This is a genomic window from Flammeovirga agarivorans (assembly GCF_012641475.1).
GTDB lineage: Bacteria > Bacteroidota > Bacteroidia > Cytophagales > Flammeovirgaceae > Flammeovirga > Flammeovirga agarivorans.
The window spans coordinates 124,318-139,521 of sequence record NZ_JABAIL010000004.1 but is presented as its reverse complement, the minus strand read 5'-3'; the positions used below and the strand labels follow the sequence as shown (position 1 = coordinate 139,521).

Annotated in this window: 12 protein-coding genes; 8 read left to right on the top strand and 4 right to left on the bottom strand. The window is 34.4% G+C overall.

The features are described 5' to 3' along the window. Nucleotides 1-40 precede the first annotated feature (40 nt). A complete protein-coding gene (locus tag HGP29_RS13560) occupies nt 41-2,206 on the top strand; it encodes a hypothetical protein (RefSeq protein WP_168882968.1) in 2,166 nt (721 codons plus the stop codon). Nucleotides 2,207-2,208: 2 nt separating this feature from the next. Here HGP29_RS13560 and HGP29_RS13555 read toward each other — a convergent pair whose 3' ends face one another. After that, nucleotides 2,209-5,073, bottom strand: coding sequence for a caspase family protein (locus HGP29_RS13555; RefSeq protein ID WP_168882967.1), 2,865 nt, complete (start codon nt 5,071-5,073; stop codon nt 2,209-2,211). 178 nt (nt 5,074-5,251) lie between these two features. Here HGP29_RS13555 and HGP29_RS13550 point away from each other — a divergent pair, with 178 nt between their 5' ends. The 6 genes from HGP29_RS13550 to HGP29_RS13525 all read left to right on the top strand — a co-directional run bounded on the left by HGP29_RS13550 (nt 5,252) and on the right by HGP29_RS13525 (nt 10,937). Continuing rightward, nucleotides 5,252-6,181, top strand: a complete 930-nt coding sequence (locus HGP29_RS13550) for a YihY/virulence factor BrkB family protein (protein WP_317169947.1) — start codon at nt 5,252-5,254, stop codon at nt 6,179-6,181. Continuing rightward, nucleotides 6,171-6,623 carry a GNAT family N-acetyltransferase gene (locus HGP29_RS13545; protein WP_168882965.1) on the top strand — a complete coding sequence of 151 codons (453 nt, stop codon included), beginning with the start codon at nt 6,171-6,173 and terminating at the stop codon, nt 6,621-6,623. The genes HGP29_RS13550 and HGP29_RS13545 overlap by 11 nt, the downstream gene beginning before the upstream one ends. 117 nt (nt 6,624-6,740) lie before the next feature. After that, nucleotides 6,741-8,771 (top strand): putative porin, encoded by a 2,031-nt coding sequence (locus HGP29_RS13540; protein WP_168882964.1) that lies wholly within the window; start codon nt 6,741-6,743, stop codon nt 8,769-8,771. A gap of 16 nt (nt 8,772-8,787) precedes the next feature. Then, on the top strand, nt 8,788-9,276 hold the full coding sequence (locus tag HGP29_RS13535; protein WP_168882963.1) for a hypothetical protein: 489 nt from the start codon (nt 8,788-8,790) through the stop codon (nt 9,274-9,276). Nucleotides 9,277-9,324: 48 nt separating this feature from the next. Further along, nucleotides 9,325-10,416 (top strand): hypothetical protein, encoded by a 1,092-nt coding sequence (locus tag HGP29_RS13530; RefSeq protein ID WP_168882962.1) that lies wholly within the window; start codon nt 9,325-9,327, stop codon nt 10,414-10,416. Next, nucleotides 10,416-10,937 carry an NUDIX hydrolase gene (locus tag HGP29_RS13525; protein ID WP_168882961.1) on the top strand — a complete coding sequence of 174 codons (522 nt, stop codon included), beginning with the start codon at nt 10,416-10,418 and terminating at the stop codon, nt 10,935-10,937. Before HGP29_RS13530 ends, HGP29_RS13525 begins: the two co-directional genes overlap by 1 nt. Here HGP29_RS13525 and pflA read toward each other — a convergent pair. The 3 genes from pflA to HGP29_RS13510 all read right to left on the bottom strand — a co-directional run bounded on the left by pflA (nt 10,934) and on the right by HGP29_RS13510 (nt 13,854). Then, entirely contained in the window at nt 10,934-11,713 is a 780-nt protein-coding gene (gene pflA, locus HGP29_RS13520; protein WP_168882960.1) for a pyruvate formate-lyase-activating protein, read from the bottom strand. The genes HGP29_RS13525 and pflA overlap by 4 nt on opposite strands. A 93-nt stretch (nt 11,714-11,806) precedes the next feature. After that, nucleotides 11,807-12,607 (bottom strand): ABC transporter substrate-binding protein, encoded by an 801-nt coding sequence (locus HGP29_RS13515; protein WP_168882959.1) that lies wholly within the window; start codon nt 12,605-12,607, stop codon nt 11,807-11,809. Between the two features lie 5 nt (nt 12,608-12,612). Next, entirely contained in the window at nt 12,613-13,854 is a 1,242-nt protein-coding gene (locus HGP29_RS13510; RefSeq protein WP_168882958.1) for an S-adenosylmethionine:tRNA ribosyltransferase-isomerase, read from the bottom strand. A gap of 309 nt (nt 13,855-14,163) precedes the next feature. Here HGP29_RS13510 and HGP29_RS13505 point away from each other — a divergent pair, with 309 nt between their 5' ends. Further along, nucleotides 14,164-15,201, top strand: a complete 1,038-nt coding sequence (locus HGP29_RS13505; protein WP_168882957.1) for a quinone-dependent dihydroorotate dehydrogenase — start codon at nt 14,164-14,166, stop codon at nt 15,199-15,201. The last annotated feature ends 3 nt before the right edge of the window (nt 15,202-15,204 follow it).

Sequence of the window (15,204 nt, the reverse complement as noted above, 5' to 3'; positions counted from 1 at the left end):
AAATAGAGCCCTTTAACTTTAATAAGTTGAAGTCTAACACATGAATTTGAATTTACGTCTAGTATTTTTTTCTGCTGTACTTATTTTTTTCTCAACATTGGAAGCTAAGGCACAGAAAGCTTTAAATTTTATAAGAGATATTGAGATTCATGGAGACACTTCCATTAATTATCTCTCTACTCACGGTATCATTCAAAACAGAAGACACCGAAATGAAAAGACGTTACCTTTTCATTTTGAAAGTATTGATCAAGCTTTTGAGTTTCGTTTGTATTTGAAAAACTCTGATCAAATCACTGATGTAAAGTTAATTCACACTAATGAAATTAATGTATTGGAAGAGCCTCTAGCGGTTTCTGATGACACCTATAAGTTTAGTTTACAATTTACCCGTTCAAGCAAGAACCTACGCCCTTCTATTATTATTGTCTTTTGGACTATCGATGGTAAAGAGCTTCGATATGAACAACAACTACTCCCCTATACTAATACTGTTGTCGAATTATCAGATAAGAAAAGTACGGAGGTCAGAGAACTTTATATTGGTGAAGAAAAGGAATATGAAGTACTTAGTAATCACATCCAAAATATTAGGGTAGATAACATTTGGCATGAACAAAAAGACCTTTCTTGGAGGTTGTATCGTAAAGAGAACCGGTTATTTCTAAGCATTCTCCCAAAATTTGTCAATTCTTTTAGTACTGAAATATCTTTTGAAACACATGCTCCAAATTTCCTTTATGGGAAAGCCCAATATGAAACATTCCCTTTAAATCTAAGATTTATCGTAAAAGAACCTCGACTCACTTTCTTATCTACAGATAGAAATGAAGTCGTTTTCGAAGATACACAAGACAATCCAGAGGGTATTGAAATACAAATTCAACAAAACAGAAAGCTTGAATTACAGAAGACATATCGCATTGAAAACCAAGAAGAAAAAGGCGGGCATTTAATTGCTGAGTTATTCACAAGAAACAACCTGAGTAACAACCGTACACTGTGTTGGTTAAGAGTTTATGATTACCATAGCTTACAAGATGGCTATCTATACATTAAGGACGGTGATGACCCTAAATTTATCACTAACTTTAATATTATTTCAAAAACTATTATTGAAAGTATTCAAATTCTTAGACCCGGTAGAAACTGGACCTCTAATTTATTTGTATACCCTGGTGAAACAGTTGCAGTTAAGTTTCAAGGAAAACAAATGCAACATGCTCGATACCTATTTGAAGGTTTAAGAAATCGAAACATTGACTCAGTAACTACAAACATGGAGATGCAAACCATGCAAATCAGCATTCCTATTAATATCAATCAAAAAGAATTGAAGATTTATAACGGGAATGAAGATACTGGTTACGCTATTAAAATAAGGGAAAAACAGGCACCAAGAAACTTTGATTTTGTTACTATTGATTGTGGTGACGGACCTAAAGTAGTTAGTCAAATTGAGAAGCCTATATTCTACCCAAAGGCCATTACTGATGTGATTTTAAGGTTTCACCCTGATCTAATAGATGATCAGCAACTCTATGGTAAACAGTATATCACCTTAGATGTTAGAGTAATCGGTCCACAAGGACAATTAATAGAATTGGCCAAAGATGAAAATATAGTCATCTGCCCTGGCGTCTCCTCTCCTCGATATCACAATTATGAAAAAAATAATTGTACAGACCCTTTAGTCACACTTAATAAATACTTGGGAATAAAAACACACCGTTTTGAGGATTGGACCAAATTAGAAATTTACATTTCTCATCAGAAAGAAAAATACTCAGACCAAGTATATAAAAAGAAAATTGAGATTTACGCTTCTAGAAAATCTCAATTTGATATTGATTTATCTTTCCCTGCGGGTCTACTTGTAAAAAAGGCCAATGAAGATGATATTTCATCAGGTATCAGTGGTATCTCTATTTCAGCAATTGCACAGTTTAAATTCTTTAAGCCTGGTACTATTGGTAGAGTAAGACCCTATAGATTTGGTGTAGGTTCAATTGCTTTGAACGCCTTCAACCTTAGTGATAATGAAGATATTGACAGAGATTTAGGAATTGTTGCCTTAGGTTCAGTCCACCCTCTTCAACGTCCTGGAAGAAAACTATCTCTACCCCTTTACATTGGGTTTGGATATTTTCTAAAAGCAGAGACATGGTTCTGGATGATTGGACCAGGTATTAGTGTCAGCTTCTAACCTTATTTAGTGATAAACTCCCCAACATTCATAGTACTGATCGTACTTGGTTTTTGAGTCGTCGGGTGTTGTTTATTCTCCGTTAATTCCTTGACTTTCATAGCAACAAACAGGTCTAACTCCCTTAATGTAATAATCTGATCACCAGAGTAATCCGCTTTTCCTTGACCTAAACCCTCTAAAATTGCTGCAGTGAAGGCTCCATGCCCCCATTGCTCACTTTCTAAGGAAGTTTCCGAACCTGTTGATCCAGACATAATAACTACGCCATTTTCATCAGAAGATAATTTTCTAATATCTTCAGTATTATTTGTTGAGCTGAAATTACTTCCTAATTGTCCACTATTACAGGCATCCACATAAAGTAGCACCTGTGATGGCAATTTAGATAAAACATCCGCAAATTCATCCCATTTCAAAGCAGTCTCTTGAATTTGGTTCATAGAAAAATCATGAGGGATAATATAGAAGTCTCCTTTATAATTTACTCCATGTGCCGCAATAAAGACGATAGCTAAATCATTTTCACCGACTCCTTGTTTTAACCAATCAAACCCGCCAATAATAGACTTCTTATTCGCCTCTTCATTGATAATCTTTTTGATTTTCACTTCATTAAACACTTTACTTCGGTTCTGAGAAGCATATAAGTCGGCAATTGATGTAGCATCTTTATCAGCGTATCCTAGATCAATAGAACTCATTTGATAGTTGGATATTCCAATAGACAATAAATAAATGTTGGATTTATCTAATGTTAAAGAGCGCTCTGTAAGCTCTTTTAAGTCAAAACCAATATCCATATTCTGATCTGAAAGCTTACTTATTTTTCTAGGAGAAGAAATGATATTTACTTCTTCATTTTCAACAAATAACTGAAGCGATGTTTGATGTTTTTTGACTTCAATGCTCTCATTTATTTCGTAAACATAGCCACTATCTTGAGATACTTCCACTAGTCCTTTCCCTATTTCTAATGGTCTGCCATCCACTAATAATTTAAAAGTTTTGACAGGAAGTTGAGAAACCACTTTAGCCTGAATATTTACGGTGTTATTGTCTGCTACTGTAAACATTTCTGGGGAAACCCAATGAATTTGAGGTCTATTCTCTGCTAGATCTTTGATATCAACTGATGATAAATTAAAGGCATTCTCAACTTCTTGAAAGCTACCTTTTTTAAATATCTGCTGGATAATATCTTTTCTGTGAAATTCTTTTGATGCAAAGTTTACTTTATGGAACTCTCCTAATTCCCCTAAACCAGAATTAATTAACCAACCAATGTATTGCTCTCCACCAGCAGAAGCATGATAGTATCCTTTAGGTGACCAAACCACCCATTCGTTAGATTTAGATAAGAATAGAGTAAGCAGTAATTCCCCTGATTCAATGTTCCATATTTTTATAGTCTGATCATCACTAGAAGAGACAAGGTAACGTCCATTTTTTAATGAAGTTAATTCCTTAATACTCCCAGAATGTCCTTCAAAAGTATGAGAAAGTTGTCCATCTAGTTGATATGCTTTTAATGAAGCACCACTACCAACCACTATCTTATCACCTAAAAAGCCAAAAGCTCTTATGTCTTTATCTCTATTTCTATCATTTTTGATGACTACCCCATTATAATCAAGTTGAAAGCTACCCGTTTTATTAAGCATTTGTCCATCCTTTGAAATAGATAAACCTTCAACTTCATTTTTGGCTTGGGGATATTTAAGATCGACATCTGAGAAATTAAAATTTAACTCTACGTCTTTTAAGGAAGCAAAAGCAATACTTTCATCACTTATTTTACTAAGCTGATTCACGGTTACACCTTGTCCTTCAAAGGATCTAATAATTTTCTGATTAGGTATATCCCAGATCTCAATATTACCATTGGACCCGTTTGATGCTACACAGTAATTTTTGTTTCCTTTGGCAAAATCTGCATAAAAGAAGACTCCCTTATCAGAAGACAACTGTTCGTCTTTAAGCCAAGCCTCAGTATCATAGAAAAATAAATTCCCTTTGGCATCTGTAAGTAGCAACTTTTCAGAATCATCAGAAAAATTTAGACTGGTAATAAACCCTTCAGGGTCAATTAGTGTAGCTACTTCAGTGCCGTTTGTATTCCAAACAAAAACCTTCCCTTTTGAATTTCCTGCTACAACATATTTATTATCTAAAGAGATGTCTACGTTGGTAAAACGATCATCCGTTTCCCAAACTTTCATAATGGTAGCACTCTTCATACCCACAGACAAAGAATACATTCTTACAGTACCATCGAAAGAACAAGTCACTAAACGAGTTCCATCCTCTGAAAAATCTAAATTGTATACCGTATTAGTATGTTCTTGTAATCTAAAGTTTTCGAATGGCTCTTCTTCAAAGACATCATTATCTAAAAAAGGGATATACCAGATTCTCACCGTCTTATCAGCACTTGATGATGCCAAATATTCTCCATCAGAAGAAAACTCTAGATCAGAGATAATGTTCTCATGACCTAAAAGTGACGCGATTTGTTTCCCAGTACTTAGGTTAATAATTCGAATTTCATTCTGAGGCAAATAGCCACCTACCGCTAATAATTTATTATCAGGAGATATTGCCAAAGCATTATATCTTCCTTCTTTTCCATTATTATGGTCTCCCCAAAAAGTTGCTTCAAGTGTTCCGGTAGCCACATCCCACACACGTAGAGTCTTATCTTCAGATACTGAATACACTTTATGATTATCGCTAGAGAAAATAACCCTTCTAACAACAGATGAGTGCCCCTGAGGATCGATCACTAAGTGTAAAGAATCATCTTGTGCATATATTAACGAATTAGATAGTATCAAAAGTAAAACCGATACCAAAAATTTTCTCATTTTAGTCTCAATTGAAAGCTTAAAAAAGTATTCAAATGTTTATGCAAAATAGGATATATATCTGTCAATTTTAATTAAAATTGTATTTTTGCATTTACAATAATAATGTTTTTCCCTTCAATGGCTCAAAACCTTATTATTATTCGAAGTTTTCTATCACTTTTTAAACTATAAAAAAATTAAAGCACTACAAAAAAAGATTCGAAGGTATTACTTAGGAAGAGTCATACTTAGGGCTTTAAAAATAATTGGTATTGCTTGGAAAGAATTCAATTATGACCATGCGTACATTTATGGTGCGTCTTTGGCCTATTATACCATTATCTCCTTACCCGCTGGTTTAAACCTCATTTATACTTGGATGAGTACTTTCTTTGATGAAGAGCAAATCAAAGAAGATATGATAGAAGAAATTGCTTTAGTCTCTGGTGATGTTGTTGCAAAACAATTAGAATCAATGATTAATAGCTTAGACAAATTAGAGATTGATAGCACAGTTTCCACTGCTATCAGTATAGGCACCTTGATTTTCACTTCGACATTATCATTCCACACATTAAAAGTGGCTTTGAATAAATTCTGGAAAGTACCACACGAAAGACAACAATTGAAACATATAATTTTAGATCGAATTATTTCATTTGTGATGCTTTTGGTTGTTGGTGCAGTATTCTTGTTCTTGGTCCTATTGGATTCATCACTAAGTTTATTATCTGAAGTTATTCGAGATTGGTTACCCATTGCCACTCTGGACTTAATTCAGGTGACCAGACAATTATCTACTCTAATTATGTCATTTATACTGTTCGCAGGAATCTACAAATATATACCTGATGTAAATATTAAATGGGAGGATGCTTTTGTAGGAGCTTTGGTAACTACCATTCTATTCCAAGGTGGTCAATATGCCATTAGGTATTACCTGTCAAATTCAAGTGCTGCTGTTTCTTGGGGAGCAGGTTCCCCTCTGATTATAGTGATGGCTTGGACTTTTTACTCTGTACAAATTACTTTCTTTGGTGCAGAAGTTACTTATGTCTATTCTGAAGAATACGGAAGGGGCATTCAACAAAAAATGGAAAAAAACGAAGAAGACGATGAATTATAACATTATAATAGCAGACGAAAAACATATTGAAACAATAGCCGATTTTCAAGTAAAAATGGCTTTGGAAACGGAAGATTATAAACTTGACTTTGAAACTGTAAAAAAAGGTGTTCAACATGTCATTGACAACCAAAGTGTCGGAAGATATGTCTTAGTTATGGACGGTGACAAGTGCATCGCTTCAATGCTTAATCTTTATGAATGGTCTGATTGGAGATGTGGAAATGTTTTATGGATTCACTCTCTATTTGTTATTGAGGAATATAGAAGGAAAGGCATCTTCAGAATGATGTACGACTATGTTAAAAATGAGGTCGATGCTACTGAGGAATTAAGAGGTTTAAGACTATATGTTGAGAAAAACAACGATAGAGCTCAAACCACTTACAAAGCTATGGGAATGACAAAAGAGCATTACGACATGTACGAATGGCTCAAGTAGTATTTTTTTTACATCATTCTTCTTTTTTCAAAGAAACATGCCGATTAATAATCAATTAAGCATAACTTTGATTAAAATATAGTAATTATACCATTTTATCTACGACCTATAGCAATCTTGAAAAAAGTTGTATTCATATTATTGTCCTTGCTTTCCATCTCTCAATTTTCCTATGCTCAAAATGAGGAGGAGAAAGACGAGGATGCTGTAGAAGGACAAGAACCTAACAAAGAAGGTGTTACTTTAGAACAAGACAGTTCATGGCTTAAAGGACCTCAAACCACTTGGTATCTAACCAAGCCAGATGTATATAAAATCCATTTTGAAGAACATATGATGGATTCTAGTTATACACATTTACATAGATATGACATCAATGGTCAGAATGGATATAGAAATCAAACTTTAGGAAATAATGCCAGCCCATTAAAAAGCTATTGGGTACAACCTGTTGGTCACCTTCGCCAAACGATGGGCATTACAGGGTATGATTTATATGCACAAAATCTTGACACATGGGAGTATTACAACGCCTATATTCCAGTCACTGACTTTAATGGAGTTGTAGGGCAAGACAACCGTGGTAAGATTGGCGGTAAAATAGCAAGAAACATTGACCCATATTGGGCTGTAGGTCTACTTTTCCAAAGGTATTCTGAACCTTATATTCTTGGTAGAGACAAGATCTCCAACTCTTATAATGCTCAGCAACACACTGGTTTTGGTTTGAATACTCGATATGAATCAAAGAACAACAAGTATAAACTACTTGCTAGTTTCTATCAGTATTTTCATGAAGGACCAGAATCTGGAGGTCTAGCTATTCCAAGTTTAGTAAATGACGATACTTCGTTGGAAGATCTATTTAAGTTTGGTCGAGGACAGCTTACCAATTATTTTTCAGATGGTGTAAGTTCATTTAAATGGTATTATAACACCCAACTGTATCATCAATATGCTTTGGTAGACTCTGCCAAACTACAAGTGTTTCATGAGTTGAACAGGAATCATTATCGCTATCAATATAGTAATTCAACAGAGACTATATCTACCAATAGACTTTATTACGATAAATTTAATGACCACACTTACCAACAGGTAAACAACTTACCAAATGGTGAAGGTTATGCTCCTGGATATCAACCAACAGTTGACACCAACTACGACTACGGTTCTTATCCTTATGTAAGTGTACAACAAGAATACTTAGACAACAAGCTAGGGATCAAAAGCCGATTAGGCCCGACATTTTGGTCGGGGTACGTACAACATCGATTTTACAGGTATCAACAAAGAAATGCAGATGACTATACACCTATCCCACTCGACCACCAACTTTTTGTTGGAGGAGATGTAGAGTTCCAGCTTCCTAAAAACTGGGGATTTGTAGATGGCCATGGTGAGGTTGATGTTCTAAAAGGAAACATCTATAATATCAACGCAAAACTTCAAAGTAGATTCCTTAATGCAAGCTTTACATTAGAAAATACTTTAGCTCCTATGTTTACACAACAATTTTCAAGTGTATTTATGTCATGGAGTGAAGAGAAAAAACCTATTGGTATGCAACAGTTTATGGTTGCTCCACAACTCCCTTTAGGAGAAAAAGGTAATATATCGGTGTTTGGTGAGATCAATAATATCAATGATTATATTTATTACGATAAATATGCTCGCCCAGTACAGCATAATGAGAACATTGCCTATTCTCGTTATGGCTCAAGATTTAAAGTGAAACTAGGTCATATCCAACAGATTGCTGAAGTAGTATATACACAAAACAACAATCAGGATGTGATGCCTACTCCAGATATTTTTGCAACCTATGAAATTTCATATGTAAGAGAATTCAGAGATGGTATGATCAGTGTTTATTCTGGTTTTGATACCAAGTATGTTTCTTCTTTCTATGGATATGCATTTAACCCAGTAACACAACAGTACCATCTACAAAACGATTACGAAACTGAAGGTTACTTTACACTAGACTTCTTCTTAAACTTTAAAATGAGAAGATGTATGGCCTTTGTTAGAGTGAGTGACATCCTCAATGCTGTTAACACAACTTCTGGCTATTGGGCGTCTGCTGGGTATATGGGCCCTGGTTTTGGTGTATCGTATGGTGTGCGATGGTTAATGTTTGAATAATTTACTAATAAATAAAATGAAACGGTTTATATTTTTTTTATTACTTTTTGGGACCTGTTCTCCACTTTTTGCTCAAAAGTTTTTAGCGGTAGATAACTATGGAAGAAACCGTAAAAAGATCTATGAAGGAGACCAGATTATCTTTAAAATGAAAGGTGAAAAAGCAGTTTACAGAGATGAACTATATGCTTTAAAAGACTCTTCTTTTATTCTTTATAAATCTGGTACAGAAATTCCTTTAAGTGAAGTTGAAGTCATCAAATTCCCAAGAGTTTTCCCTAGAGTTCTTTTTGGTGGTTTTGGTTTTATTGGTACTGGATTCCTAGTTTCAGGAGCTGTACAAAGAGACAGTGAAAATTCTCACTCAAAAGATATCCAATTAATTCAAGGAGCAGTATTTTGGGCAGCAGCAGCAGCTACAAGACCTTTCTGGTGGAAAAACTACAAACTAGGTAGAAATAGTCAGGCACAAGTTTTGGACATTACTATCCGAAAATTACCTTGATCATTTATCAAACTATTTGTAAGTTAGATAAAACTTACCATCCCCCTTATGCATAAATTAACGCTTACAATTTCAATATTACTTTTTTCTATTTTATCCATAAGTGTAAAAGCTGAAAAAGATATTAAGATCAATTTCATGACTGAAGCTCAAGGTTTCAGACTTTTAGAAATTGCTGAGGACTCTTCTATTTTGAAGAAATTAAAAGAAGTAAATGCTGAAATATATGTAGGCATCACTGATTTCTCTACAGAAAGAGTAAAAGCACTAAAAATCTTTGCCAAACATAATATCCAATGTCATGCTTGGCTTCTTTTATCTAAGGGTGAAGGTTATTTTCCAAATGCCCATAATGGAGAATCCTACTTACAAAGATTTGAAAGTTTTAATAATTGGTCTAGAAAGAATGGATTACAATGGAATTCATTAACGGTGTCTCAGGCACCTTATAAAACAGATCAACGTATTATTCAAAACGGATCGTTATCTATAATGAAAGTGATCTTAAAACGTTTGATTAGTGGATCTGTCCAACAACAAGGAGATATCAATTACGCAAGATTACGATCAGTTTCACAAAAAGAAGGCTTTGTAACCAACTCTGTGATTACACCATATCAAATTGATGGCAGAGAGGTCAATGTAGATACCTGGAAACAAATTTCTGGTACATTTAATATGCTAAACGATGAGGAGTATTTAAGTGTTTTCAATCACTATGAAGAAAATACTGTAAAAACTCTAGCCCAGATCAAAGCTTATCAAAGTGGATTTAAGAATATCATAGTAGGCTCTGCGAATCCGACCAAACCTCTAAGTAACGAAGAGAACCCTAGGCCTTTACAATGGAAAGAGCTGACTCAATATGTCACCTTGGTTCGTCAGTACGATAAAAACCTTGTTATTTATGGTCTTGATGGGGCCATTAAAAATGACATTCTTAAAAATCTATCATTACATCTAACAGATGATAAACTTCCTAATTTAAAAGCTGCAGAAGAAATTATCCGTAAAGAAAGAGAAAATACACAAGCGTTATTCACAATTCTGGCTCATCCGGGTTGGATCGTTTCCTTTTTCCTTGTATTAGCCATCACATTAATGATCGCCTCACTTAGAACACTAAAACTCATTTTTTAATGCATTTAAAAGAGCATATTTCCTATTGTCCAAAGTGTGGTGCTAAGACATTTTCCTTTGATAAAAAACGTTTTGTTTGTTCAAGTTGTCAATTTGACTTATACATTAATGCTTCGGCAGCAGTCGCCGCATTAATATTAAATGACAATGGAGAGTTACTATTAGCTAGAAGAAAGTTTGATCCAATGAAAGGAACTTTGGATTTACCAGGCGGCTTTGTTGATGTTCATGAGACTGCTGAAAATGCTATCAAGAGGGAAATAAAAGAAGAATTAAACCTCACAATTACTTCATTAGAATATTTCTGTTCATTCCCAAATACCTATACATTTAGAGAAAATGATTACTATACTTTAGACCTTACTTTTATTTGTAAGGTAGAATCATTGGACGACCTTAATGTAAACGATGATGTAAGTGCAGTAGAATTTATTGAAGTAAAAAAAATAGATACAACAGAAATTGGACTTTCATCCATAAAAACTATTGTATCTACTTTTCAGAAAAGCTATAAAAACTAGTTCACATGTACTTCTTTAAAATACTGTGAGAAAATAGCTGTTGCCTTTTCGATAACTTCTTTAGTCGGAGCCTCTACCCCTTCTAAACCGTATTCCATACCCATTGCTTCCCATTTATGGACACCTAGTTTATGGTAAGGTTGTATTTCAATTTTTTCAATAGTGGTAAAATCTTTAAAATGCTGTCCCAATTCATGGAGATACTCTTCTTGATCAGACCACCCCGGAACTAATACATATCTAATCCACATTGGCTTCCCTTGTTTCTCTCTCATCTCAGCTAATTTAAGTGTCGCTGAATTTGAAACGGTTGTAAGTTTATGGTGCCAATCATCATTGATGTGCTTTACATCTAGCATCAATAAATCAGTATATTCTAATAACTCCTCAACTTCTTTATTTACTAACCTTCCATTAGAGTCGAGACAGGTATGAATCCCCTGTTCCTTTAGTCGCTTAAATAAAGTTAGAATCTTCTTCCTATGAAGTAATGGTTCACCTCCAGAAATGGTAATACCACCATCTTTACCAAAATATGGGCGTTGTCTTAATACCCTTTTTTCAATTTCTTGTAGCGTAATAAACTTACCTCCCTTTACATCAAAAGTATCTGGATTATGACAATACAGACATCTAAACTGACAACCTTGAACAAATACAATAAAACGGATACCTGGTCCATCATGGGTACCAAAAGTCTCTATTGAATGGATACGTAATTGTTCAGGATCTTTATCGTTTAATGCTGTAGCATCTTGTTGAGGAAACATACTCATAATTGATATCTAATTTTTCATTTTCTTAGTATAAAGATATCATTAATCCTCTAAAAAAATCAGAAAATGCCGTTAATAACTCTAGATAACTTCTTAATTATCTGTGTACTTTTCGATAATTTTTTCAAGGTATGGCAAACCTTCTAAAATAGCAGCAGGCCCAGGTTGGAGCATAAATAATGGATCTATTTCATGAATTTGCTTAGATTGAACAAAAGGGATTTGATCAACATTGGGCCTACCTAATAACTCTTCTTGATCGAACTTACGCCCACACCAACAAAATAAACCTATTTCAGGTGCCTTTGTCACCACTTCTTGGAAGTCATTAATCACTCTATCCTTCGCTGATTGATGCTCACTTAGCTCTCCAAAAACATCTTCCCCACCTGCTAAATGAATAAGTTGAGAAACCCATTTTATTCCAGAAATCAATGGAGAATTCCATTCTTCAAAATACACTTTAGGACGACTCTTGAGACGGGCTGTTTTTAATTCTGCAGCCTTCAACATCCTTCTCATCTTATCAAGGTAAATATTGGCTTTATGCTCTACACCAATTACTCTTGCAATTAATGCCAATGTATCAATAATTTCCTCAACGGAACGCTGATTTGTAATCAATGTTGGAATACCTTCTTTTATTAATCTTGCTGCAATATCTGCCTGAAGATCAGAAAAGCCTATCACAAGGTCAGGCTTTGTCGCTAGAATCTTTTGATAATTCGCACCAGTAAACCCACAAACCATTGGTTTTTCCATTTTGGCTTGTTTAGGGCGCTCAGCAAAAGCAGATATTCCTACAATTCGTTCTTGTTCTCCTAACATATAAAGCCATTCGGTCACTTCATCTGTTAAGCAAACTATTCGTTGAGGAAATTTTGATGTGTTCATATTTCTTAATAATTATCTTTATTTCTGAAAAGTAATGAAGAATCTCCATAACTAAGGAAACGATAATCATTGTCTAATGCTGCGTTATATACTTTTCTCCAATCCTCACCAATAAAAGCGGCAATTAGAAGTACTAAAGTGGTTGATGGCAAATGGAAATTGGTCACTAATGCATCAATCACTCTAAACTGATAAGAAGGCATGATAAAAATTGATGTTTCTCCATGGATATTCTCCAATCCCTTCTTTTCCATCATATTTAATACCGCTTGAAATGCTTCTTTTCTTGTCGGCAAATTATCTGAGGCAGCCATTTTTTCATAAGGCTCTAATTTCTTGATATCAAAAGAAACATCATTCCCCTCTTCAATCAACCTCACCCCATACCAATAAGTACTCTCTAAAGTTCTCATCGAAGTAGTACCAACACATGCAACCTTTTCAGCATTTACTAAAGCTTCAACATTCTCCTTAGTAACAATAATCTGCTCGTTGTGCATATCATGATCTGTCACTTTATCAGAAGTAATTGGTTTAAAAGTACCTGCACTAACATGCAATGTCACCTCTTCTTCCTGAATACCTTTATCTGCTAATTGTTGCAACACTTCTTTAGTAAAGTGTAAACCAGCAGTTGGTGCTGCTACAGCCCCTTCATTCTTAGAATATACCGTTTGGTATGTATCCTTATCTTCTTCAGTAGCTGCTCTTTTTATATATGGAGGCAATGGTGTATTGCCCGCTGCAGATATAATATCTACAAACTTTAATTTTGGTTGATCCCATTCAAAGCGTACATACCTCTTCTCACGATCTTCATGAGAAACTGACAATTTCACTACACCTTTATCAGTTTGAACTGCAGCATCTAATGTTTGCCCTTTCCAACGTTTGAAATTACCAATTGCACATTCCCAAACAGTACCGCTTTCTGCTAACATTGCCGCAGAAATATCAGTTGTTGGTGCAACCGGATTTAAAAGGAATACTTCTATTTGTGCTCCTGTTTCCTTCTTAAAATATAATCTTGCTGGTAATACCTTTGTATTATTAAAAAACAAAGTATACTGATTATCTAACTCTCCAACGATTTCTTTAAAGACCTTATGTTCGATCTCTCCTTGTTTATAAACCATCAGTTTAGATTCATCTCTAGGAGATTGAGGATGTTTTGCTATACGTTCTGTAGGCAAATCATATTGATAATCATCTAAATCTATATCTGGTAAATTTAAGGTATTACTCATGCTAATTATTCAATGTTATAAATAAGATTGCAAAGGTCGTAAATAGTTTCTTTCGATCAAAAATCAACGAAAAGAACACCCAATTATTAAAACTTGATAACGATATGAATTCCCATATAAAACTTGTATAAAGTCCCTATTCAAAAATACCCACTTCAATAAATTATTTAAAAAGCTCATTTTTAGACAGATACATCACTTTTTTGGAATTACAATTTGAATACTTTTTATCTGATATTTTTTACTTTACCTTTGTGCAGTTTAAATACACCATACGAGGTGTAGTGTGCAATAATTTAATTCGTCAACATGAGTTTCTACAAATCGGTAGTAAGGCCGTTCTTGTTTAAGGTTGATCCTGAAAAGATCCACCACTTCACAGTAAATTATTTAAAAACCATGTTCTCACTTCCTATGGCAAAGTCTATTGCGAAAGGAATGTACAAAGTGAGTGATCCAAAATTGGAAAGAGAAGTATTTGGTATCAAATTTCCTTCTCCTGTTGGATTGGCAGCTGGTTTCGACAAGGATGCAAAAATGATTGACGAGTTTGAGTGTTTTGGTTTTGGTTTCATTGAAATTGGAACACTAACACCTGTATCTCAACCGGGTAATGACAAGCCTAGAATCTTCAGACTTCCTCCAGATCAAGGACTTATCAATAGAATGGGTTTCAACAACGAAGGTGTTGAAGCTGCAGTTGAGCGTCTGAAAAACAGAAAATCAAAAGTAATTGTGGGTGGTAACATTGGTAAAAATAAGGTTACCCCAAATGAAGAAGCTGTTTCTGATTATGAAAAAGGATTCCATGCTCTTTTTGATCATGTAGACTATTTTACAGTAAATATCTCTTCTCCAAATACTCCAAATTTAAGAGCTTTACAAGATAAAGAACCATTAAAAGCTTTATTAGGAAGATTAAAGGAATTGAATTCTCAGAAGTCAAACCCTAAACCTATCCTATTAAAGATTGCTCCAGATTTAACAAATGAGCAATTGGATGATATCCTTGAGGTAGTTCAAGAAACTAAAATTGATGGTGTTATTGCCACAAATACAACAATTAGTAGAGATGGTTTATCAACTCCAAAATCTACTGTTGAAAACATCGGTATGGGTGGATTATCTGGTAAACCTGTAAAAGACAGATCTACAGAAGTGATCAAATATTTATTTGAAAAATCGGGTAAAACCCTTGATATCATCGGTGTTGGTGGAATACATTCTGCAGAGGATGCTTTAGAAAAAATTGAAGCTGGTGCAAAATTAGTCCAAGTCTATACAGGCTTTATTTATGAAGGACCTGCACTAGTAAAAAGTATAAACAAGGCACTCATTAACAAATAATTT

Bases quoted from the DNA above. Each gene is read 5' to 3' on its own strand.
- HGP29_RS13560 (WP_168882968.1), top strand. From the start codon at position 41: ATGAATTTGAATTTACGTCTAGTATTTTTTTCTGCTGTACTTATTTTT.
- HGP29_RS13555 (WP_168882967.1), bottom strand. From the start codon at position 5,073: ATGAGAAAATTTTTGGTATCGGTTTTACTTTTGATACTATCTAATTCG.
- HGP29_RS13545 (WP_168882965.1), top strand. From the start codon at position 6,171: ATGAATTATAACATTATAATAGCAGACGAAAAACATATTGAAACAATA.
- HGP29_RS13535 (WP_168882963.1), top strand. From the start codon at position 8,788: ATGAAACGGTTTATATTTTTTTTATTACTTTTTGGGACCTGTTCTCCA.
- HGP29_RS13530 (WP_168882962.1), top strand. From the start codon at position 9,325: ATGCATAAATTAACGCTTACAATTTCAATATTACTTTTTTCTATTTTA.
- HGP29_RS13525 (WP_168882961.1), top strand. From the start codon at position 10,416: ATGCATTTAAAAGAGCATATTTCCTATTGTCCAAAGTGTGGTGCTAAG.
- pflA (WP_168882960.1), bottom strand. From the start codon at position 11,713: ATGAGTATGTTTCCTCAACAAGATGCTACAGCATTAAACGATAAAGAT.
- HGP29_RS13515 (WP_168882959.1), bottom strand. From the start codon at position 12,607: ATGAACACATCAAAATTTCCTCAACGAATAGTTTGCTTAACAGATGAA.
- HGP29_RS13510 (WP_168882958.1), bottom strand. From the start codon at position 13,854: ATGAGTAATACCTTAAATTTACCAGATATAGATTTAGATGATTATCAA.
- HGP29_RS13505 (WP_168882957.1), top strand. From the start codon at position 14,164: ATGAGTTTCTACAAATCGGTAGTAAGGCCGTTCTTGTTTAAGGTTGAT.